22 protein-coding genes, 5 pseudogenes, 1 riboswitch and 2 other annotated features are annotated in these 22,585 nt (G+C 33.1%); of the genes and pseudogenes, 17 read left to right on the top strand and 10 right to left on the bottom strand.

Features of this window, described 5'->3' with window-relative positions; all coding sequences use genetic code 11:
• Position 1: 1 nt before the first annotated feature.
• Positions 2–400 carry an IS200/IS605 family transposase gene (gene tnpA, locus AZF08_RS25470; protein WP_063177404.1) on the bottom strand — a complete coding sequence of 133 codons (399 nt, stop codon included), beginning with the start codon at positions 398–400 and terminating at the stop codon, positions 2–4.
• 323 nt (positions 401–723) lie between these two features.
• Between tnpA and AZF08_RS25465 the strand changes: the two genes are divergently transcribed.
• The 4 genes and pseudogenes from AZF08_RS25465 to AZF08_RS25455 all read left to right on the top strand — a co-directional run bounded on the left by AZF08_RS25465 (position 724) and on the right by AZF08_RS25455 (position 3,004).
• Positions 724–1,488, top strand: coding sequence for a DUF3891 family protein (locus tag AZF08_RS25465; protein ID WP_033675447.1), 765 nt, complete (start codon positions 724–726; stop codon positions 1,486–1,488).
• Positions 1,489–1,528: 40 nt separating this feature from the next.
• Positions 1,529–2,046: pseudogene (locus AZF08_RS29400) on the top strand (DinB family protein).
• A 34-nt stretch (positions 2,047–2,080) separates the two neighbouring features.
• On the top strand, positions 2,081–2,239 hold the full coding sequence (locus AZF08_RS31635; protein WP_235190064.1) for a hypothetical protein: 159 nt from the start codon (positions 2,081–2,083) through the stop codon (positions 2,237–2,239).
• Between the two features lie 21 nt (positions 2,240–2,260).
• Positions 2,261–3,004 carry an MBL fold metallo-hydrolase gene (locus tag AZF08_RS25455; RefSeq protein WP_321141631.1) on the top strand — a complete coding sequence of 248 codons (744 nt, stop codon included), beginning with the start codon at positions 2,261–2,263 and terminating at the stop codon, positions 3,002–3,004.
• A 141-nt stretch (positions 3,005–3,145) separates the two neighbouring features.
• Here AZF08_RS25455 and AZF08_RS25450 read toward each other — a convergent pair whose 3' ends face one another.
• The 5 genes from AZF08_RS25450 to AZF08_RS25430 all read right to left on the bottom strand — a co-directional run bounded on the left by AZF08_RS25450 (position 3,146) and on the right by AZF08_RS25430 (position 8,390).
• A complete protein-coding gene (locus AZF08_RS25450; protein ID WP_033675448.1) occupies positions 3,146–4,339 on the bottom strand; it encodes a S8 family peptidase in 1,194 nt (397 codons plus the stop codon).
• A gap of 161 nt (positions 4,340–4,500) precedes the next feature.
• Positions 4,501–4,773: a hypothetical protein gene (locus tag AZF08_RS25445; RefSeq protein ID WP_051725800.1), complete on the bottom strand. Its 273-nt coding sequence runs from the start codon at positions 4,771–4,773 to the stop codon at positions 4,501–4,503.
• Positions 4,774–5,065: 292 nt separating this feature from the next.
• Positions 5,066–5,440 carry a hypothetical protein gene (locus tag AZF08_RS25440; RefSeq protein WP_033675449.1) on the bottom strand — a complete coding sequence of 125 codons (375 nt, stop codon included), beginning with the start codon at positions 5,438–5,440 and terminating at the stop codon, positions 5,066–5,068.
• Between the two features lie 519 nt (positions 5,441–5,959).
• A complete protein-coding gene (locus AZF08_RS25435; RefSeq protein ID WP_033675450.1) occupies positions 5,960–7,327 on the bottom strand; it encodes an alanine/glycine:cation symporter family protein in 1,368 nt (455 codons plus the stop codon).
• A 105-nt stretch (positions 7,328–7,432) separates the two neighbouring features.
• A riboswitch (glycine riboswitch) is annotated at positions 7,433–7,552 on the bottom strand.
• 253 nt (positions 7,553–7,805) lie between these two features.
• A complete protein-coding gene (locus tag AZF08_RS25430) occupies positions 7,806–8,390 on the bottom strand; it encodes a hypothetical protein (protein ID WP_033675451.1) in 585 nt (194 codons plus the stop codon).
• A 196-nt stretch (positions 8,391–8,586) separates the two neighbouring features.
• Between AZF08_RS25430 and AZF08_RS25425 the strand changes: the two genes are divergently transcribed.
• The 4 genes and pseudogenes from AZF08_RS25425 (at position 8,587) to thrS (ending at position 13,350) form a co-directional block, all read left to right on the top strand.
• Positions 8,587–8,895: a hypothetical protein gene (locus AZF08_RS25425; RefSeq protein WP_033675452.1), complete on the top strand. Its 309-nt coding sequence runs from the start codon at positions 8,587–8,589 to the stop codon at positions 8,893–8,895.
• A gap of 377 nt (positions 8,896–9,272) precedes the next feature.
• Positions 9,273–9,737, top strand: a pseudogene (locus AZF08_RS25420) (DUF4937 domain-containing protein); the annotation flags it as partial.
• Positions 9,738–10,034: 297 nt separating this feature from the next.
• Positions 10,035–10,742 carry a 23S rRNA pseudouridine(2604) synthase RluF gene (gene rluF / locus AZF08_RS25415; protein WP_033675453.1) on the top strand — a complete coding sequence of 236 codons (708 nt, stop codon included), beginning with the start codon at positions 10,035–10,037 and terminating at the stop codon, positions 10,740–10,742.
• 134 nt (positions 10,743–10,876) lie between these two features.
• Positions 10,877–11,107 (top strand) — a binding site (T-box leader).
• Between the two features lie 42 nt (positions 11,108–11,149).
• Positions 11,150–11,380: a binding site (T-box leader), on the top strand.
• Between the two features lie 44 nt (positions 11,381–11,424).
• Complete coding sequence (gene thrS, locus AZF08_RS25410; protein WP_033675454.1) at positions 11,425–13,350, top strand: threonine--tRNA ligase; 1,926 nt, start codon at positions 11,425–11,427, stop codon at positions 13,348–13,350.
• Positions 13,351–13,416: 66 nt separating this feature from the next.
• Here thrS and AZF08_RS25405 read toward each other — a convergent pair whose 3' ends face one another.
• Positions 13,417–14,190, bottom strand: coding sequence for a TioE family transcriptional regulator (locus tag AZF08_RS25405; RefSeq protein ID WP_033675455.1), 774 nt, complete (start codon positions 14,188–14,190; stop codon positions 13,417–13,419).
• A 226-nt stretch (positions 14,191–14,416) separates the two neighbouring features.
• Here AZF08_RS25405 and AZF08_RS25400 point away from each other — a divergent pair, with 226 nt between their 5' ends.
• The 3 genes and pseudogenes from AZF08_RS25400 to AZF08_RS25390 all read left to right on the top strand — a co-directional run.
• On the top strand, positions 14,417–14,821 hold the full coding sequence (locus AZF08_RS25400; RefSeq protein ID WP_033675456.1) for a GNAT family N-acetyltransferase: 405 nt from the start codon (positions 14,417–14,419) through the stop codon (positions 14,819–14,821).
• A gap of 141 nt (positions 14,822–14,962) precedes the next feature.
• Entirely contained in the window at positions 14,963–15,193 is a 231-nt protein-coding gene (locus tag AZF08_RS25395; RefSeq protein WP_033675458.1) for a hypothetical protein, read from the top strand.
• 508 nt (positions 15,194–15,701) lie between these two features.
• A pseudogene (locus AZF08_RS25390) lies at positions 15,702–16,002 on the top strand (peptide ABC transporter permease); the annotation flags it as partial.
• A gap of 217 nt (positions 16,003–16,219) precedes the next feature.
• Here the strand turns inward: AZF08_RS25390 and AZF08_RS25385 are convergent.
• The gene (locus AZF08_RS25385) at positions 16,220–16,957 is read right to left on the bottom strand and encodes a ZIP family metal transporter (RefSeq protein WP_033675460.1); all 738 of its coding nucleotides are present in this window, start codon (positions 16,955–16,957) and stop codon (positions 16,220–16,222) included.
• Between the two features lie 471 nt (positions 16,958–17,428).
• On the opposite strand from AZF08_RS25385, the gene AZF08_RS25380 reads away from it, so the two are divergent.
• Both AZF08_RS25380 and AZF08_RS30285 read left to right on the top strand, forming a co-directional pair.
• Positions 17,429–17,938, top strand: a complete 510-nt coding sequence (locus AZF08_RS25380) for a GNAT family N-acetyltransferase (RefSeq protein WP_033675462.1) — start codon at positions 17,429–17,431, stop codon at positions 17,936–17,938.
• A gap of 141 nt (positions 17,939–18,079) precedes the next feature.
• A pseudogene (locus AZF08_RS30285) lies at positions 18,080–18,226 on the top strand (metal ABC transporter solute-binding protein, Zn/Mn family); the annotation flags it as partial.
• Between the two features lie 151 nt (positions 18,227–18,377).
• Here AZF08_RS30285 and AZF08_RS25375 read toward each other — a convergent pair.
• Positions 18,378–18,782, bottom strand: a pseudogene (locus AZF08_RS25375) (arsenic resistance protein); the annotation flags it as partial.
• Between the two features lie 152 nt (positions 18,783–18,934).
• Here AZF08_RS25375 and catA point away from each other — a divergent pair.
• Together catA and AZF08_RS25365 are read left to right on the top strand one after the other, a co-directional pair.
• A complete protein-coding gene (gene catA / locus AZF08_RS25370; RefSeq protein WP_033675464.1) occupies positions 18,935–19,585 on the top strand; it encodes a type A chloramphenicol O-acetyltransferase in 651 nt (216 codons plus the stop codon).
• Between the two features lie 59 nt (positions 19,586–19,644).
• A complete protein-coding gene (locus AZF08_RS25365; protein WP_033675465.1) occupies positions 19,645–20,118 on the top strand; it encodes a GNAT family N-acetyltransferase in 474 nt (157 codons plus the stop codon).
• 410 nt (positions 20,119–20,528) lie between these two features.
• Here the strand turns inward: AZF08_RS25365 and AZF08_RS25360 are convergent, their stop codons facing one another.
• Positions 20,529–20,993: a hypothetical protein gene (locus AZF08_RS25360; RefSeq protein ID WP_033675466.1), complete on the bottom strand. Its 465-nt coding sequence runs from the start codon at positions 20,991–20,993 to the stop codon at positions 20,529–20,531.
• 321 nt (positions 20,994–21,314) lie between these two features.
• On the opposite strand from AZF08_RS25360, the gene AZF08_RS25355 reads away from it, so the two are divergent.
• Positions 21,315–21,893: a histidine phosphatase family protein gene (locus tag AZF08_RS25355; protein WP_051725801.1), complete on the top strand. Its 579-nt coding sequence runs from the start codon at positions 21,315–21,317 to the stop codon at positions 21,891–21,893.
• Positions 21,894–21,955: 62 nt separating this feature from the next.
• On the top strand, positions 21,956–22,558 hold the full coding sequence (locus AZF08_RS25350; RefSeq protein ID WP_033675467.1) for a hypothetical protein: 603 nt from the start codon (positions 21,956–21,958) through the stop codon (positions 22,556–22,558).
• Positions 22,559–22,585 lie beyond the last annotated feature (27 nt).

Below are 22,585 nucleotides of genomic sequence, written 5' to 3'. Positions count from 1 at the left end.
CTCATTTCATTCCTTGAYTTTCGATATACTGACGTACAACATGAATCGGTGTTCCGCCTGTTGTAAGCAAGCAGAAACTTCTTGACCAAAAGTATTCTTTCCAAAGTYTCTTTCGGATTTGTGGAAACTCTTTCTTCAAGATACGAGAACTTGCACTTTTGTAGGCATTAATAAACTTTGATAACTCTGTTTTTGGRTGTGTCTTAAACAAAACGTGAMCATGGTCAATATCGTGATTCCACTCTAGTAGTGAAATGTGATATTTTTCCCTAAGCAAGACAAACATCTCTTTCGCACGCTCTGATATATCATCAGTTATCACTTTTCTACGGTACTTGATAACCAATACCAAGTGATAATGTAAACTGAATACCGAATGATTATTACTATCTAAATTCATTGATACACCAACCTTCATTACTTATCAGACTGATTGTATCAACGATAAAATGAAAAGCAAGGCTTTTGCTTTGCAAGGCGAAATTTACCCCACCACTTATCATTTGGCTTCGCCCTTCACATAATTGAAGTAGGGGTACTCTTTCAGTAAAATCTGATAGAATGGAGAAATATTTATTAGTGTAAAAGATTGGTAGCGTTGCATTGTTATCTTAATTTCGGTGAAAGAGGCTAAATCCCTGCAAAGTATAGATGAATTTATTTTTATTGCAGCTTTAAAAAGGTGGATTTATATATAAAATAGAAGTGAGGGGGAGTATAATTATGATTATTCGCACAAAAAGTGAAGAACTAATATTAATTCGGCAACATGATCATGGATTTTTGGCAGGGGAAATTGCGAAGTATGTTAAAACAAATTTATTTGAAGATAACGTCTATTTAAAAGAGTGCATCGATGCGATTTATGAACATGATAGAGGATGGATTGCATTAGATAAAACGCCAATTTGGAATGATGCTAAAAATGTACCGTATACGTTTATGGATTGTCCGAGTTCATTACGATTTGTTTTTTATACTCTAGGCCTTGATGAAATTGAGAATGTAAATCCTTACGGTGCTTTGCTTTGTAGTAAGCATTTTATATCATTTCCTCTTAATCAAGAAGATGAGGAAATGGTAGGGTTTTATAACAAGGAATTAAATCGTCAAAAAAGAATTTTGAAAACGTTAACAAAAATACAGTGTGCTATGTTTGATAAACACTATAAGCTTTTGAAATTCTGTGATGAATTATCTTTGTATGCTTGTATGAACGAACCTGGTGTCAAGAAAAAAGAAGAAATTGAGTTGTTTAAAGAGGGATTTGAAGGGAGCGAAGTTTTTAACAAGGCTACCAATGAACCGTTAACAGCTGAGTGGATTGATAAAGAAAAGATTCGAATTACGCCATTTCCTTTTGAAGCAGAATGTAAGACATACGTAAGGTACAAATCTATACGAAGGAATACAATAGAGGAAATTGGTATCGTTAAAGCGGATAGAAAAGCAGAATTTCAGAAACTAGAATTATATTTTGTGAGGTAATCATTTAGTTATAAAAAAATGAAGAGAAGAGGAATTTGGTATGACACATTACATTATAAAACAATTTGATTATCATGTATGGGCAAACAAAAGAATATTCGAGCGACTCAAGTAGCTTCCAAAGGATGTGTATAATTAAGAAGTTCAAAATGTATTTCCTTCTATAGCAAAGGCACTGGTTCATATTTATGTAGTTGATTGTGTATGGCTAAATGTTCTAATTGGTAAAAGTATGGTTGAGGCCATACAACTTGGAGGACAATTACAAGAACAAGTAGAAAATAAAGCAATGAAGAAATGGAAATGATGTTTTCTGATGTAGCGCAGCAGTATAAAGCATTTATTGACGAACAAAAAGATATAGATGGAGTCATTGTAATTGATAATCCATATGCTGGACGATTGGAAACATCTATTCCCTCTATGATACAGCACGTGGTGAATCAAGGAACTTATCATAGAGGGAATGTAACAGCTATGTTGAGGCAGATTGGTCACGCAACTACTATGACTGATTTTGTACTTTATTTACATTCGAAATCGAAACTTGATATTTGAATGCATAGAAAATATAAGAAAAGGGAGTAAGTTTATGCATAAAGAATATGTAAGTGAACATTTTTACGTTGAGAAATTAGGAGAAGGTATTTTTGCGGCGATTGCGAAAGAAGGAGGAGGCTCCTTAGCTAATGCAGGTTTTATTGATATGGGGGATCAAACCATCATTTTTGATACAAGTAATACACAATAAACAGCCGCGGATCTAAAAGAGATAGCCGAAGAAATAACGGGCCAGCCTATATCGTGGGTTATTAATAGTCATTGGCATGGAGACCATATTCGCGGGAATCAAGTCTTTGAAAATTGTAATATCATATCTAGCGATAAAACATATAAACAAATGGCAGAAATGCACCCTTCAAGAATTAATAAACAGAAAGAAGATATAAAAGGTCTACAAACATATATACAATCCCTACAAGATCAATTCAATCAAACAAATGATGAAAGCTTAAGAAAACAGACTGCATTCTTAAATCAGTTAGCTATTTCATTACCTACACTTCAACTCGTACTACCTCAATATTCTTTTCAAAATGAATTTACTCTATATGGTTCAAAGAGAACTGCAAAATTGATTACGTTAGGCGAGGGACATTCTATTTGTGATACAATTCTCTATTTACCGAAAGAGAAGGTTTGTTTTATGGGGGATTTATTATTTGTGAAATCACACCCCACTTTTTTTGAAGAATCTAATCTTCAAGAATGGAAGCATATTTTAGAAACGATTGAGAGGCTTGAAATCGATAAAGCAGTACCAGGCCATGGCCCTATAGGTATAAAGGCAGATTTGAGAAAAGTAATAGAGTATATTGAAGAATTAACGTTATTGGCTAGAGAGAATGCAAATATCGATGATGTCCAATGTCCGAGTGCTTATAAAAATTGGCATGATCCAGAGATTTTTACATCAAACTTAAAGTATTTAGAGAAAATTACAGTACATAATTAATGTGTACTGATGAAAAATACATTAGGAATATATTCATTACTACATAAAAAACTCATATAAACAAGAAGGTTAAAAAGCAGGAACTTTTTATAGTTAAAGTTCCTGCTTCTTTTCATATACAAAATGAATTTATTTTGTTATTTATGAAGCTTTATTTTCTTTTAATTGTTTACCATATTGCACAGCTTTATTTGCATTGACTCTACCGCTCTTCCAATACGTTCCTGTTCCACTAACTTTATCTGATGTTGTTTCAATGATTTGACGAATTTCAGTATTATTATAGCCTTGATTTGCTAATAAGGCTGCAACTCCAGCTACATGAGGTGTTGCCATGGATGTTCCGCTTAATGTTTGATATGCGCTTCCTTTATATGTGGAATATATGCTTGAACCAGGCGCTGCAACGTCTACCCAATTTCCGTAATTCGAGAATGAAGATTTTCTATCCGATCGATCTGTTGAAGCAACAGAAATAACTTCATTGTAGTAGGCTGGATAATTAGGCTTTGTATTTCCAGCATTTCCGGCAGCCGCAACAATGACAGCGCCCTTATTCCATGCATATTGGACAGCTTGTTGCAGGGCAGTACCACCACTAGAAGCTCCAAGGCTTAAGCTAATAACTTTCGCTCCTGAATCCGCAGCTTCTCTTATACCTTGCGCTACAGCATCAAGAGTACCGCTTCCTTGATTATCTAATACACGAACGGCATATATGGAAGATTGCGGGGCCACTCCTGCAATACCAACATTATTGTTTGTAAGTGCTCCTGCAATTCCTGCGCAATGTGTACCATGCCCATTGCCATCATCTGATTGGCTATCATTATCTACATAATCATGCCCATAGATAACCTTAGAAGCTAAATCTGGATGTGAACCTTGAACCCCGGTATCAATAATAGCAACTTTTACACCAGGATCACTTCTTTGGCTATCCCATGCTTGAGGAGCTTGGATTTTTTGTAATCCATATTGACTATTGAAATACGGATCATTTGGAGTCCAAAAAGCATGGAAGTAGTAATTTGGTTCTGCGTATTCTACATCTGGATTATTCTTATAGCTTTTTATCTTATCTTTTACAGAGCCCTTTACAAATTGAACGACTTCAAATCCTAATGTATCATCTTTGGATAACACGCGTGCTCCTACAGATTTATGAAATTCTTGCACATCTCCTATAGATGCATTGTTTTTAAATTTTACAATTAGTTGGTTAGGGACATATTCACTAGATGGTGTTTCTGCTTTTGAAGTATCGGTGTTAAAAAAGAACCCTCCAAAAATAATTGACAAAACAGATAAGAAAACAATGAATTTGTTTTTCAAAAGATTTTTCCTCCTTTTTATTTGGACAATTTTTTTCTGCGCACTCCTTTATCTACGCATTCCTTTTCAACTATATAGTTAGACCATACGATTTATGACTTTTTTGTGAAGAATTTTGGAAATAAAAAGACTCAGCTCGTTTTGAACTGAGTCTTTATTATTTATCCTCCTACTTTCTTAATAGTAGGAGCAATTGCGATAGGTGGGAGTGATTTAATTATTCCTTTTGTGTATGCATGTAACTTATCTCCTACATGAAAAATATTTTTATTTGAGACAGGAATTTTTAGTAATTTATTTTGAGATACTAATTCCCACCAATCATTTTGATAAGATAGTGCCTCGTTTTTCGTAGATATATCTGCAATAATTAAGTATGATTCTTCTATTTTATCAATTTTATTAATATAGGGTTTTCCATTTCTAAGTAGCATCTTGCATTAGAAATGAACTTTGTTACGTTCCGATTCTGAACCATGTTTTAGAAGTTAAAAAATAGAAAGTTCAGAAAAAATAACGTATTTGAATGTTTTTTGTTGTGCATATCTACTTTAATACTCTATAATTAACTTTGGGGAAGGTAATGTGAGAGTATTAGTCTAGCATTATCTTGCATTTGATAAACCATGAAATTGAATAATTTTGTGGTTTATTTTTTTGAAAATAGACATTACTGTATTCTCAACAACATGTTTTACGCTACTTTCAAGAAATAGAATCATAAAATTAACATCGAATTACAGTCCCAGAGTAGAAAGTTAAGAAATGATCACCAATATCAATAATAGTTGTTACTTGTACGTACCCCTTAAAGCCTTCTGAAGAATAATAAATTTCTTTTGGGATACTTTCTTTAACTTGGTAATGCGTTTTTGAGTATTTTACATAATGATTTTGGATAACTTTGGATTCAGGAACAATAGTAGTTCTTTGTTCAAAAGTATTGGTAATAGTAGAAGATGGTATGAATTGGACAGTGTTTTGAGAAGTACGATCTAAACTGTCAGCTTTTACACCTTCTGATTGTGAAAAGACACCTAAGCTACCTATCCCAATTAATGTTGCAAATGCGAACTTTGAAAAATTTGTAAATCTACTCATTTGATAAACCTCCTTTACGTTTGTTGTAAGATAGCTCCTTACACCTCACAGTCTATATCCAGTAGATAGGAAGTGTACATAGATATTAGTAGACAAAAATCTACATAAAACCCTATATTTTTTAGAATATGTATAATAATGCGTTGTTCAAAAAGTTGTCACAGTTTAAAAATGTATGTGATAACAAAAAAATGAATAGTTTATTCGTTAATTGTATTATTATTAATTGTTTTAATATTGTGAAATAATTTGATAAAAGTTTATTAGTAGTTATTTTGATTTAACTATTTAATAGTTGTTTAATTGTAAATACTAGGGAGGTTCTGGGTGTTATTTAAAAGGATGTGTCATAAAATTAATTTACTGTCAGTTTTTGATTAAGTCTTCTTGGTTCTGTAAGGTGTATCTTTGTTTTTCGTAATAATAGTAAGTGAAAAGAGTTTAATACATTCTATAAAAATGTTTTACAAGCTAATAAAAAAGGGATGCCTCATTTTTTATGAGACACTCCCTTTTTTATTAGCTTGCTCTGTTTTTATCCGATGTTTTGAATTTCTCAGCTTGTAAGAATCGATTTGTTTCGGCAACGACTACACCACTTAATCCAATCAAACCAATTAAGTTCGGGATTGCCATAAGTCCGTTTGCGATATCAGCAAACGTCCATACAATTCCTAGTTTTAAGTTGGCACCAAATGCGATCATTACAATGAAGATAGCTTTATAATATTGTACAGCACCTTGTCCAAATAAATAAGCTACGCATTTTTCACCATAATAAGACCATCCTAAAATAGTGGAGTAGGCGAATAGAATGATTGCAATACCGAGAATCATGCTACCAGTACTACCAAATACAGATTGGAAAGCCAGTGTCGTTGCTTCAACACCAGTTTTTCCGGACTTCCATGCCCCCGTCGTTATTAATACTAAACCCGTAATGGTACAAACAATAAATGTATCGAGGAAAGTTCCTGTCATTGATACGAGTGCTTGTTTCGCAGGTGAATCTGTTTTGGCAGCAGCTGCAGCAATTGGAGCACTTCCTAAACCAGCTTCATTGGCGAATACTCCTCGTGCCATTCCAATTTGAATGGCAGATGCAACTGTTGCACCAATAAAACCACCAGCAGCTGCAGTTCCTTGAAACGCACCAGAAAAAATAAGTGAAAATGCTTCTGGAACTTGATCAAAGTGATAAAAAATAATAATAAGACCAGAAATTACATAAAAGAAAGCTTTAATTGGAACGAAAAATCCAGTGACTTTTCCGATTTTCTTCACGCCGCCTAAAATAACAATTGCAATTAAGAAAGCCATTAATATACCAGTTAAAGCAGGAGGGACTGAAAAGTTTATTTTCATAGCTTCTGCAACGGAATTTGATTGCACCATATTCCCGATGCCAAAAGAAGCGGTTGTCCCGAAAATAGCAAATAAAATTGCGAGCCATTTTTTACCTAAACCACGTTCTAAGTAATACATTGGACCACCTGAATATTCACCATTTTCATTACTTACACGGTATTTTACCGCAAGGATAGCTTCCGAATATTTCGTTGCCATCCCGAACAAGGCAGTAATCCACATCCAAAATATTGCTCCTGGTCCACCAATTGTAACAGCAGTTGCAACGCCGGCAATATTCCCCATTCCAATGGTTGCGGCCATTGCTGTCATTAGTGCTTGGAAATGGCTAATATCTCCGGCAGAAGACGTATCTTCTGATTTTTTAAATGCTAGTTTGTGAGCGTACAATAGTTTACTAAACTGTAAACCTTTTAGACGCACAGTGAGAATGATTCCAGTTCCGACAAGAAGGAATAAGGTCGGTAACCCCCATACGTAGTGATTCATTACTTCTAATACTTTACTTACTGTCTCCATCTTTATTCTCCTTTTAAAAAAAATAAAAACCACTTCATATAAATGAAATGGTCTCTGGAGAAACAAGGGATAGAAAAATAAACCGATACAAATCGGCAATTTCTTTCGCTTGTCTCTGTCCTTTTACCTGAGAGATTATCCGTCAATTGACGGATTTGCTCCTTCGGTGCTCTGTTTCCTCCGCGCTATATGAAAGCGAGAGGGAGTCTCTCCAGAGATTCGTCCCCATGCAGTTCTACTTGTAAACAAGACCTGAGAGTTTCAAAGCTGAGTCATCAACTTTTTGCCCCGTCGGTAGATCAATTGATCTTCTCCTGAATGGTTCATCCGAATTATGTGATTAAAAATTTAATCCTATTGATATGAAATATTTTTTACATAATCAATAAAATTTATTATAGGTCTCTTACAAATGAATTGCAATCATTATTTATTAAAAGTGTTACATCTTAGAATGAAGGGGAAGTACATAGTGGAATTATTTTTTTGTTATCCCCAACATTTCTTCCAATTCATTTAAAGTAGATAATGCCATTACAATATTTTGATCAGCAAGTCCTAAAGATTGAGTGGCATTTTCTACACCATCTTTTAAAGGCTTCTCATTGTTTAAACTATGAGTAACAGATAAAGCTGCATTTGCCATACAATTTGAAGCGGCAATAAATGCTGTTTTAAAATTATTTATTTTTTGTTTCAGTGTAGGGTCTTTCATTTTTTCTTCAGCTTTAAATGTCTCCGTTTTTTTAGAAATTTCGTTGAAATGTTTCGCTATATTATTCATTTTATCCAGTAATTCAGTTGTATGTATGTTACTTGGATTTGAATTTAGATCAGTCCATGTCGGTAACCAGTCTTGTTCTACGATATTATCGTATTTTGTAGTGATTAAATCAATTTGAGATTTTAATTCTTGTTGATAGATTGTTTTATCGATAGGTTCATTAGTAGCCTGTTTTTTTGTTTCTTTCGTGAAGTTTAAAAAAATAGTAAGCCCAATGCTAGCGATAATTATCATGCTAAAAAGCCAAAATAAACGTTTTTTATAGAACAATTTCCTCATTGAACATTCCCTCCTAATATACAAAACATAAGATGTATTTATCTATAATAACAATTTATACATTCAGAATTTGTTTTATTTTGTCGAAAAAAGAAGGTATTTTTATGGAATAAATAAAAATAGTAGGATTATATATTTGAAATTGGTAAAATATCCGATAGTTGTGAATTTGAAGATATATGAGGAAGGAGCTTTTATGGAGAAAAAGACGCGGAAAGTATATTGGAACATTATTATATGGATGGTTTTATGCGGGTTAGGGTGCCTAATATTCATGACGAAAGAATCAAAAATTAAAGACTTTCCAGTTCCTATGTCAGCAATTCATATTGAAGATGATAATCAAGCAACTTATAAATATATAAGCTTAATGTCTATATCAAAAGCAAAGGGATGGGAGAGTCTTGGAGAAGATGGACATACTGTAGGATTTCAAAAAGGTGACAGAAAGGTAATTGTAGTACATTATCCGGCAGACAATACATATTATTTGTTTGAAGAATAGGCTGAGATATCAGGGAATAGGACATAAACAGAATGATTATTTTGTTTGTGTCCTATTTATTTTATTATATAAGATAACAATCTGAGCTCCTTTGCATGTAGTGGAGAAAGATTTAATTTCTGAACGAAAAAGGAATGAAGTTTTGTAATTCATGTAGTAGTTGTAAGCCGTTCGTTTCAATCATATGGATATGTGCAGTATTCATTACTGATACTCCTTTATCGAATTGTTTAGTCAATATAAATACTGTTACAAGTTTATCATGATAAATAGTTTTTTACGTTTTTGTTCAGAATTTTTTGATTTATGATCAATTTATATATAGCATAGAGGTAACACTTTATATAGAAATGAGTTGATAGATTGTCAATGATTAAGAAAATAGGAATAGCTATCAAACATTTATGAATGATATGCACGATCCGATTTTTTTAAGTAGCAATCAAAAGAATACATATGTATCTTGCAAAATAGAATTATATCAAACTTTGTTTGATATGACAGAGTTGCCATTTACGCATGCAATTGAACAAAGTTCGTTTGTAAGAGCGGCAGTTTGTGACGTGAAAAATGGAAGTGATCAGCATTTTTTGCATGTGCAAGAAATGATTTGGAATAAAGGGATGGAAAAATCAGAAGGAATGTTAGGAGGAGTTGTAGGAAGATCTCTTACAAACTCAAATCGTTATGTAGTCCTTTCTTTTTGGAAAAATGAACTGTTGCATCAACGTTATGTGAAAGAAATTTTCCCAGGACTATATGAAATGGCTAATGTAAACGAGGACGTTGAAAATATAAATGGAAAGCAAGTTTTGTGCATGAAAGAATGGTCTGTATATTAATTATAGAAAAAGTGAATAAATGATGTTATACACTAGGCAGATTCTTTGAGCGGTTATATTTGTATGAAATGTTAGTTTGAAAGCATAAAGAGTGCAGTGAATTTATTGATGAGTATGTAGTTCAATAAGAGAAGGAAAAGAAGACCAATTATTTTCTGTCAAACATGAAATTAATAGAAGACGTCAGACACTCTTTCATGTTACTATATGTAAGTTATACTAGGAGGCTTACCCTTTGTTATTGTAAGGTAGGAGCAGTGTAAGCTTGAAATTTTTAGAGAAAAGGATGTGCCTAACTTGCGAATTAATAAATTTATTAGTGAATCTGGAAAAGCATCTAGACGTGGAGCAGATAAGTTAGTTAGTGAAAGAAAAGTAACTATTAACGGATCGGTTGCAAAAATAGGTGATCAAGTACAACAAGGTGATGATGTGCGAGTAAATGGGGAGCAAATTAGGATTGCTCGAAACAACGTTTATATCGCTTTAAATAAACCAGTAGGTATTACGAGTACAAGTGAAAAGAAGGTAAAAGGTAATATTATCGATTTAGTTAATCATCCTTTACGGATTCATCACGTTGGGCGTCTTGATAAAGACTCAGATGGTTTGATACTTCTTACAAATGATGGCGATATTATCAATGAAATTTTGCGTGCTGAAAATAAACATGAAAAGGAATATATCGTTTCAGTAGACAAGCCTATTACCCCTGAGTTTTTAAAGCAAATGGCAGCAGGCGTTAAAATTTTAGGAACAAAAACACTTCCTTGTGAGATAACACAGTTATCAAAATTTGAATTCCAAATTATTTTAACGCAAGGATTAAATCGTCAAATTCGCCGTATGTGTGAAGCATTAGGATATGAAGTTTACAGATTGAAGAGAACTCGAATCATGAATATCCATTTAAACAATTTACCAGTTGGACAATGGAGAGATTTAACAAAGAAAGAAAAAAATCGATTATTCGCAGATTTAAACTACGAACCGAAAGAATGGTAAAAAATAGAGGATAAACCAAAACGTTAAGACAGTTTTGGTTTACCCTCTATTTTTTTATAGCTCTAAAAAAATTTAAAAACACTTGCAAAAATAATTTACATAGGATATATTAAATAACAATTAATGGATGTTTTTTAAAAGCAAAGAAAAGGACACGAGTTATTTTCAACGGTTATACAGAGAGGGAAGGAATGCTGAGAACTTCCTAACGCAGTGAAATAACTTACCACCTTAGAGCTGCACTAGGGAAAATAAAAGTATCTAGTGCCGTGTAAGCGACGTTACCGCAAAAGAAGCCATTGTATGTTGTGTAATACGATGGGAATCTGGGTGGAACCACGAATATAAGCATATTCGTCCCTATTACTAGGGATGAGTATGCTTTTTTATTTTTAATTTTTATATGATGATAAGCAAAGAAAAGGACACGAGTTATTTTTAACGGTTGTACAGAGAGGGAAGGAATGCTGAGAACTTCCTAACGCAGTGAAATAACTTACCACCTTAGAGCTGTACTGGGGAAATAAGAGTATCTAGTGCCGTGTAAGCGACGTTACTGCAAAAGAAGCCATCGTATGTTGTGTAATACGATGGGAATCTGGGTGGAACCACGGGTAAAAAGCACGCTCGTCCCTATCATTAGGGATGAGTGTGCTTTTTATTATGGAATGGAGCGATAAAAATGAGTGAACAGATGATTAAAATTATTTTTCCAGATGGTAGTGTTAAAGAATATGTTAGAGGAATTACTCTAGAAGAGATTGCGGCATCAATTAGTTCTAGTTTAAAAAAGAAAGCAGTAGTAGGAAAGGTGAATGATCAATTATTTGATTTACGCCGAAACATAGAACAGGATGCAGAAATTCAAATTATAACTATGGATTCAGAGGAAGGAAAAGAAGTTGCAAGACATACTTCTGCACATATATTAGCGCAGGCTGTAAAAAGAGTATATGGTGATATAAAACTTGGTGTAGGGCCTGTTATTGAAAATGGATTTTATTATGATATGGATCTTCCGAGCAGCATAACTGTCGAGGACCTACCTAAACTCGAAAAAGAAATGCAGAATATTGTGAATGAAAACTTGGAAATGGAGCGAGTTGAAATCACTAGAAAGGAAGCGGAAAAGCTTTTTCAAGATGTAAATGATCACTTAAAGTTGGAGCTTTTAGAAGCGATTCCTGATGGTGAAGTTGTAACAATTTATAAACAAGGAGAATTTGTAGACTTATGCCGAGGACCACATTTACCGTCTACTGGTTACTTGAAAGCATTTCAATTAACTCACGTTTCCGGTGCATATTGGCGCGGGGATAGTAATAACCAAGTTCTTCAGCGTATATATGGCGTTGCATTTTCATCTCAAAAAGAATTAGAAAGCTACTTGCATTTTGTAGAAGAGGCTGCAAAGAGAAACCACCGTAAATTAGGGAATGAACTTGAATTATTTATGTTCTCGGAAGAAGCGCCAGGAATGCCATTTTATTTACCGAAAGGGCAAATTGTTCGCAATGAATTAGAGTCCTTTTTAAGAGAAATACAACAAAAATACGATTATCAAGAAGTACGTACTCCAATTATGATGAATCAAGGGCTATGGGAGCAATCTGGACACTGGGATCATTATAAAGATAATATGTATTTTTCAGAGGTAGACAACAAAAGTTTTGCATTAAAACCGATGAACTGTCCTGGGCACATGCTTATCTTTAAGAATAAATTACATTCATATCGTGATTTACCAATTCGAATGTGTGAATTTGGCCAAGTACATCGTCACGAATTTAGTGGTGCATTGAACGGATTATTAAGAGTTCGTACATTTTGTCAGGACGACGCACATCTATTCGTAACACCTGAACAAATAGAAAGTGAAATAAAGTTAGTCCTACAACAAATTGATTATGCATATAAAACATTTGGTTTTGAATATGAAATTGAACTTTCAACAAGGCCAGAAGATTCAATGGGGGATGATGAATTATGGAACCAAGCTGAAGCGTCTCTCGAGAGTGTACTGAAATCATTAAATTATAACTATAGAGTAAATGAAGGAGATGGCGCATTCTATGGGCCGAAAATTGATTTTCATATTAAAGATGCGTTAAAAAGAAGCCATCAATGTGGAACAGTTCAACTTGATTTCCAAATGCCTGAGAAATTTGATCTAAACTATATTGATGAAAGGAATGAGAAAAAAAGACCGGTTGTTATTCACCGCGCTGTATTAGGTTCTTTTGATCGTTTCTTAGGAATACTTATTGAACATTTCGGAGGGGCATTTCCAACATGGTTAGCTCCGGTTCAAGTAAAGGTGATTCCTGTTTCCAATCAAGTACATGACCAATATACAAAAGAAATTGAAGAAAAGTTAAAACAAGCTGGTGTTCGCGTCGAACGAGATGTTCGTAGTGAAAAACTAGGTTATAAAATCCGTGAAGCACAGCTTAAAAAAGTACCGTATGTTCTTGTTATTGGAGATAAAGAAATGGAGAATGAATCTGTAAATGTACGTAAATATGGTGAAGAACAATCTGAAGTGGTTTCACTAGTTGAATTTATGGAAAGCGTACAGGATGAAATTCATAATAAATGTTCTAGATAAAAAAATAGTAAACGTTGAAGCACGCCACTTCTAATAAGTGGTGTGCTTTTTATTACAATAAAAAAATTATTCATGGGTGTTTTCCCTTGTTTGGTCAAAAGAATGATTAGGTTTTAATAGAGAGGTATCGTTGTAATCCATTAATTCAGCTTTATTACAAAGTTCTACCAACTTATGTACGCCATTATACTGTTGGCGGTTTCGTTGATGAATACTTAAAAGTGCACTCTCGGTAACTTTTTTTGCCTTTTCAATACTTTGATTTTCGACAGCTTGAATAATTTCTTTCATTTGATCTAAAAAATAGCCTGTTTTTCTCAAAGTACGGATCAGTAGAATTTGTTTTACATGTATGGGGGTATAGAGCCTGTAGCCATTTTCAAGGTTTCGCTTAGGAGATAACAGACCCTCTTTTTCCCAATGACGAATGGCAGAGGTTTGCACATCGGTTAGAGCGGCTATTTCACCGATAGTCATTGTATGTTTTAACTTCTTATCTTTCATAACAGTTAAATTTTTATCTTGTAGCAATAGAAGTGTTTGATCAGCAAGTCTTTTTTCATGCTGTAATTTTGCTTGTTCTGCGTTGACAATCCAAAATGCATTGTCTATATCTTTGTTTTGAATATGACGTAGTACATTATAAGTTACTGTATATCCAAAACTAGGAACCATGGCACGAAGACAACGGAAATAGGCTAAATGTAACTTTGTATAAAGACGATATCCAGTTTCAGATCGTTCAGGAGATGGAATAACCCCTGAAGATTCATAATGTCTTAAAGCGCTTGTACTGATTTGAAGTTCTTTTGCAATCTCTATTGGCTTGTAATAATGCATGATAGCATTTCCTTAAAATGAAAAGTAGATTCTTAATTTACCAAAAGCTTTTGATGGATACAAACATTAAATAAAAACTTTAAAGTGCTAAGATAAATTTTTTGGTGCATGATAGTCTATTTTTAATGGGGATTTTGGTGGAACTTTATCACTTGCATCAATGTTGTATATTGGATTATATAGGTACTTATTTCATTAAAATTTAATAAAAAAGGTAGGGAACACAATGAATATTTTGCATGAAATGCCAACTATAAAAGAATACATCGATTTAAGAAGAAGCACAGGAAAAAGTGCACAGGATGAATCACTCGCCCAAATCGCTTTAAATCATACTATACATTCCGTTATTGTAAAGGAGGGAGACGAATCAGAAGTTTTAGGTCTGGGAAGGATTATCGGAGATGGTGCTTATTTCTTTCAAATTGTAGATATGATGGCCTCGCCATTGCAAAAAGATAAAGGAATAGATGATATTGTGTTAAAAGAATTATTGTCGTATTTAGAAGGGAAGTCTTTAAAAGGTACTCATGTTACGGTAATGGCAGATGTATCGAGTATAAAATTATATCAAAAGTTTGGGTTTAATCTTGTATATCCTGATTTTTACGGAATGTCTAGAAGTTTGTAGAAATTATGTAACAAAATAGTCTTAAATCCAATTTTTTTGATTTGTTATAGTAGAAAGTGGTATTGAACTATTAGGTAAATTTAAATTTGCTAAGGTATACTATTTTAATAAGATTATTGAAAAAGGGATGTAGGTAATGTAATGATAGTAAGAATAATTATTTCATCTTTAGTAATAGCAACATTGTTTTATGTAACAATTATATTTTTACCTGAATTTATGAATATAAACGAACATGTTTTAAAATGGTCATTTGTTACGGTTGCAGGGATATTATTTGTTGTATCTAAAAACAAGTGGTGGGTGAATCTAGTTTCTATGTTTGTAGCAATCATTATTTTTGGGGTAATTGTGATCTTAACTGTAACGTAGCAAGGTAATTTATTCTTAAGAAAGAAGGGGAGTCGTAAATAAAGCATTTTTCTTAGAGACTAAATTTTTAGCAATGATGATAAATTCTCTCATAGGTTTTAATAGGGAATTCTCGTGATGTTCCACATTATTGATAAGAAAGTTTGCGATTGATTGTATTTTTCCTCATGCCTTTCTTTTCAACACGGCCCCTTTCAAATAGACAGGAACAGTGCTGATTTCATCCATTGTACTTCTTGGATTCTTCATTCGGCATGTCTGAGATTATAAGGTGTTAAGGAATGAAAAACATAAGTTGAAAGAATAGGGTGCCTCATAAAGAGAGGGGAAAAGGTTGAGCTGATTGTTGATAAGGTTTTAATGAAGTATGTTGCAAGACGTATTTTTACTTTTTAAAAAAATCTTTGGTCAAATTTCTCCTTAAATCTAGAAAAATACATTTTTGAATTTTTTAAATATTTTGTAAAATAAGAACAGGGTTTAGGAGGGGAGAAGAGTATGTTATTTCGAATTGGAAAGTGGTGGGACCATCTTATTTGCAGATAGTGCAGATAGTGTAACAAAAGAGTGGACAGGACTGATTGGAAAAAACTTTCGTCATCTTACCACACATACTTGGATTGTTCTTATACCTATATGTTTTTATAGCCTGACAATTTTGGCAGGAAACCTTATTAGCAATAGGCTGCAAGGAGCGCTTGGAACAGGAAACAGCAATAGAGGGAAAGTAAAAAAGAAAGAAGAGAGAGTGAAGGAACAAGTGAATAGCGGAAGAAAAGATTTTTTTTCATAAAGAAGTATCTAAGTAAAAAAGATAGATGGAAACAATTTGTTTTCATCTATCTTTTTTCTGTTTTATATTTGCAGACATGGATGCCTCGTTTATATCTACTAGGACATCAATAACACACGGTTTATTTTGTTTTACTGCATTTTCGAAACAGGATGGTTCCTTCTTACATACTGAGATGCTATTATGTTTCGGAAAAAAGGTGAAATATACAAATGATAAATAAAAGGCTAAATTTAATGGTGTCCTGTGAAAAGAGTAAAAACGGTTATGAGTAAAAAACCACTCATAGACCAAGAAAGAAAGGGAAGAGGCGAAAGGTGTTTTTTTGCCTTCCATAACATTTCATGTATTGTGACATAACCTAATGACCCAATTGCACTACCCATTATAAGTCCTTGTAAATGAAGTGCTTTTCCGTTCATCATAATGCCAAAGATTGTACCGGTACCTAGAATAATTGATAGTAGTAGAATCGTTAATAGAAAGGAGAGGTACTTATGTTTTGTAAATAAAAAAGGAATGATTAATGCTAATCCTTCTGGAATATGGTGTATAACAATTGCGAATAAGAAGGGGATTGCCGTTTCATTATGATTTGTAAAGGCTGCTCCTAATGCAAAACCACTTGGCATATTATGAATAAAAATAGCGAAGGAAAGAAATAAAAAGGTTTGCCATGCTTGCTGGTCTTTTTTATGTATCATTGGGTGATGGCAATAATTATCAAGTAAACTCATAATTAATATACCAATCGTAATTCCGAGAATAGGGCCAATGATTTCATAGCTTGAAAAAGTCTCCGGAATAATTTCAAGAGACAATAATCCAAGTAAAATGCCACCGCATAACGCATATAAACGGTGCATTTTTTCTTCAATGAGTTGCCGCGTTGCAAGTCCAACAGCACCGCCTAAAAGTAATCCACCAAATGAAAAAAACGTAACGATCATTGGAATCCACAATCGTTCCATATTATCACACTCCATTTATAACCTTCATTTTCAGCTTACTATGTAAGGGAAGAGATTAGTCCAAATTATTTTGAAGTGATTATAGATAAAGTTAAAAAACATTCAACACTATTTCTAGAGTATTCCAAAGAAACATGGTAAATCATTTATTGAAATGGACTTCTTCTAATGATGTATGTTTACGCAGATAAGTTTGAAGGGGAATGGAGAAAGATATGTTAGTAACTGTTATTTTTGTAACCGTCCATTTGTTGAAAAGTGACATAAAGAAGTGTTACTAATATATTTCAAATATAAATACAAAACAACGATTGGAAAATGGATTTTCGAAAAACATAAGTATTAATATAAAATGGACGTAAATCATCATGAATCTTATTGAAAAAGTAAGTGTAAATCTTAACCTTGAAGAAGGGCCACTTGTAATAGTAAGAACTTTAATTTAAGTAAAAGGCAGTTTGGAGGGAGAATATGCATCAACTAAAATATAAGAAATTTGAAGCAATAGATTTTAAGGATTACTTCCAACTAGTATCGAATGAAAAAGTTATGGCGCAAATTACAGAACGAGCGATTCCGTTAGAAGAAGCTCAAGTAAACTATCAAAAATTATTAGAGCGTAATGAAAAATATGAGATATATGGCTCATATAAGATTTACGATCGTGTAACGGATGGATTTATCGGTCTTGGACATTTAACATTAAATGAAATCGAAACCGAAGAAGCTGAAATTGGTTATATGATATTACCTGAATGTTGGGGTAAAGGATATGGTAGTACGATTGCAAAACAATTAATTGAATTAGCTAAGCAAACAAAAGTGAACATACTGAAAGCGGTTATTGATCCAAAAAATATACCCTCTAGAAAAATTTTAATAAAGCAAGGATTTACATCAGAGAAGATTTGTGAAATCGATGGGTTACCTGGAGAAATTTTAAGTAGGTTTATAGAGGGGGAGAAGTGGAAGATTCGATAATCGTATTAAGCAACTTTATTATCCATTTTTGAAACAGTCATAATATTGAGCGATGTTATCATTTTTACTAATTCATTCATAGTTATTTAAAGTAGGGAACCTGTTTCTTTATTTCTAGCAATAATTTATCGATAATTACGTATGAAAACTGTTTCAAAAGAAACAAATATGCCAATTGCTGGTACAATTTTTACAGATTCATTAGGTAAATTAGGTGAAGATGGAGATACTTATCTACAAATGATGAAATGGAATACAGATGCAATTATTAATGGATTACAGAAGTAAAATGGATGTGAATAAACAAAAAAACAAGCGCCTAAGCAGGTGGGAGATAAACTGTTCGTAAAAGCACGATTGGTGAGGCTAATAATCAGTGGGGGATGGAGAACCCCCCCACTGATTAAAGTTTCACTTTATTGTAGTAGAAAATACATGTTTAACTTTCGCTTACTTGTTGCTTCTTTTTAATCAGTAACAATAATTGAGAAATGCTTGCGAGTACAGGAAGCTCGATTAATGGTCCGATTACTAATGCTAACGCGATAAGGGGTTCATTTGGAAAAGCTGTTACAGCAATCGCAAGAGCAACAGGCGAATTTCTAGCCAAAGTTGTTAAGCTAAGGCTCACTGTATCCTGATAGGATAAACGCATGACACGACCTACAAATTGTCCTAGTATAAAGTTAATGATGAAGAACAGTAATACAGGAATAAGTAATAACAGGACAACGTTCATGTTTTGTAATAAGTATTTACCTTGTGATGCGAACATCGCCACAATTGCTAAACTTAGAAATACAATTTGAGCAGAACTGAAAAATGGAATCAGCTTATTTTCTACTAACGTAATACGCATGCTTAAATATTTTTTTGTATAGACTAAAAAGTAAAAGGGAATTTCTTTCTTATAAAAATAAAAGGGGTGAGAGACTTGGTGAAAACAAGAAAATCAGCCTTCTAAAATAAAAAATATAATTTTAGGAGGCTAATAAAATGAAGTTTCATTTAATTGATAGAGAAAATTGGGATAGAAATCCCTATTTTGAGCATTATTTAAATCTAAAATGTACTTTTAGTATGACAGCGAATATAGATATCACGAGATTATTAGAACAACTTCGTCACAAAGGAATTAAGCTATATCCTACTTTTATTTATATGATCAGCAAGGCTGTTAATTCACATAAAGAATTTCGAACTTGTTTTAATGATGAAGGCGTTCTAGGGTATTGGGATAAGATGATACCGAGTTATACAATATTCCATAACGATAACAAATCTTTCTCAAGTATATGGACTGCGTTTTCTAACGAATTTAGTACTTTTTATAAAAATTATCAAGATGATATAAAGGAATACGGTGATGTACATGGGCTTTTTACAAAAGAGAATGTACCAAAGAATTCTTTTCCTATATCTAGTATTCCTTGGGTTGGTTTTACAGGTTTTAATTTAAATATAATTAATGATAACGACTTCTTACTCCCCATCATTACAGGAGGGAAATATTTTAATCAAAACGATAAAATATTGTTACCTATTTCATTACAAGTGCATCATGCTGTTTGCGATGGTTATCATGCTAGTAAATTTATAGAAGAGGTACAAGAGTTAGCTAATAATTTTCATGAATGGTTTTGTTAAGTAAGGAATTGTTTGTGATTCCTTATGGGAAAATTAGTTTGTAAGAGAGGTTAGAATGTATGAACATTATGAAATTTGATAGACAAGATACTGAAGAAATTATTCATTTGTTTTATGATACAGTCCATTCAGTGAATGCAAAAGATTATTCGGAAAGCCAATTAGATGCGTGGGCACCTAAAGAAGAAAAACAGAGTAAGGTAAAAATTTGGAGAGATTCTTTACATCAAAATATCACGTATGTCGCTAAAATAAATGATATGATTGTTGGTTTTAGTGACATAATGCATACTGGCTATCTTGATCGGCTTTTTGTTCATAAAGGTTATCAAGGAAAAGGAATAGCTACTGCTTTAATTGAGAAAATTGAGTTGGAAGCAAGAAAATTGAATCTTCAAGAAATCAATACGAATGCGAGTATTACTGCCAAGCGCTTTTTTCAACGACGTGGTTATAATGTAGTTTCTGAACAACAGGTAGAACGTAAAGGGATTACGCTAACTAATTTTCATATGAGGAAAGAGTTTAACTAAAATGAAATAGAAGATTTACAGTGTAAGGATTCATTAGGAAGGCTACATTTGTGAAGTAATATAAGGAGGGTACATATTAGTGGTACTAGATATGCACTCTCTTTTATTTTTGGCTATGTTAAATGATATTGTTGTTTTTCGGTAAAAAAATAGAGTTGGCTCTACGAATGTATAGAATCAGCTCGGTTTTTATTTTGATATTTTAAGAGCTAAATATTTAACAATCGCCTCTGTAAGTTGAAGAACAACGCGTTCTATGAGAATAAGAATAATCTTAAGAACCAATGTTTATAAAAAAGACGTACTGTTTTGAACAAAGTTTAACCGTTTATAAAAAAATGTACCGTTTCACCCCTTTGGATAAAATTATCTAAAGGGGTATTTTCAGTAACAAAGGTATTTAGTTATATTTACAGCGTATCATCCCATGAACTTTGACCATCGTAGGATACACCATGCTGCTCTTGCGCCATTTTCATAGGGTCTTCGTGAGAAAGAGTAAATACCATTTTAGGTTTCTCATCTTTAATGTACAAGATGTAAATAGTATCATGGATCAGATCTATTGGTTGACCTGGGATTTTTTCAAGGCACATCGTACCTTTTGTTTTCACCATTGTATAGTAAGGATTGAGGGGAATCTCTTCAACTGGGATCGTTTTGACGAATTGAAAACCAAGGGAATGTAAGTATTCCTGACTTTTTTCAGTCCCTGCCAGATAGTCTTCTTTCGAGATTACCTGGATAGCGCCACTAGGACCCGCACCCACAAGGGGATCACTCACATGAGGAGCCAGAAGACCTGGCTCAAACGCATTATGCGCCCGATTGAACTCCTCAAAGTATGTTCGGATTTTATCACTTACTTCATTCATGATTCTTCACCAATCCTTTCTTCTTTATATGAATATTCTATTCATGTAAGGTTAACATTATGTAACACTATCAGAATTCAATATATCTATGAATCTAAAAAAATTGAAAGGGATTTTTTGATTTATAAACAATTTTAATTGGACTTTATTCTAAAATATGTGACCTGTAACATCAGATGATAAAGCAGTATTTATATTTTAATTGTTCTTATTACTTAGTGGATAAAAATGTTAAAATTTAAATAAAGAATAATAGATATATTTGATGCTATATCATAGCCCTTTAGAAAAACCAGTCAGAACAATTTGGGAGGTGTGACAATGATTTATGTAATTAGACATGGGCAAACAGATTTGAATAAAGAAGGAAGACTGCAAGGGAGATTAGGGTTACCACTAAATGAATATGGTATAGAACAGGCAGAACGTTTAAGGGATAAATTTAAAAATATAAAATTCGATTATGTATTTTCTTCTCCGCAAGAAAGAGCGATTCAAACAGCAGAGATAGCGACGGGTATAAAAGCAATAATAGATACAAGGCTTGAGGTTTTTGATTTAGGTGAAGCAGACGGATTAAGAAAGGACGAAGTAAAAATGGCTGGAGGAGTTCCGGATTCTAGTATTTATAATGGGATTGAAGAAAGTAGCAGTTATGTGAGAAGAATTTTTGGCTTTATGCATGATCTTGAAGTTAAATATGGCAAGAGAGGGTTGAATATTTTGTTATCTGGACACAGATGTACAACCGGTTGTATTGGTGCTTATTTTGATCGGATACCAGAAGACAGAAATATTTTAAAACTATCCTCAAACAATGGAGAGTATAAAGTATATAATTTTAAACACAAAAAAGCTTTCATTAATAGCGGTAATTCGATTATTAAGCAAGGAGATTAATAATCGAATATGAATGATATAAGAATTGTGTGATTTTGGGGGCTAGAAAGAGGAGGGGTATGATGAAGAGAATACCATTTGTACGTCCAACAGATCATTATGATAAACGGCTTTTCAAAATTGATGAACATATTTGTGAACTACTAAGAAAACGTAAGGGAATTTCAAATGATGATCCAGGTTTTCCTTTAGATGAACACATAAATAATTGGGCAATAAAATATGGATTCTATGAAGAATTTTTAAATTGTGTATTTGAGTTATTAAGAAATGAAAGTGATTTTCGACCTTTTGTGGAACCGAATGGCTTCAGACGGTATATACCGGTTTTAAAGTGCGTTGAAAAGGATAAATATCTATATTCTGTTACATTCATTCGTCAGTATGAGAACGCTAGTGTTATTAACTTCAATATAGATTGGGATGCAGTAAATGATTTGCCTGGTGAGCAATCTAAACACCATTTTTTTGAGTTGTTTTTAGGTGAAAAGTATGATTGTAGAATGATTGATGGAGGTGGTTCAGCAGGACATCTTTCCTATAATTTTATTGTATCACCACCCTTACCTGATGATACATCAGGAATTAACTTAATCTTCAGGGAATTTAGCGAGCCTTTTACAGACAAACTAACAGGTTTTGAAATAAACATCCATTTGGACTAAATTTCATCAATGGATGTTTTCATAACA

The organism is Bacillus gaemokensis, from assembly GCF_001590835.1.
GTDB lineage: Bacteria > Bacillota > Bacilli > Bacillales > Bacillaceae_G > Bacillus_A > Bacillus_A gaemokensis.
Note: the sequence above shows the minus strand (reverse complement) of the source record. Positions and strands in the feature narration are given on the sequence as shown.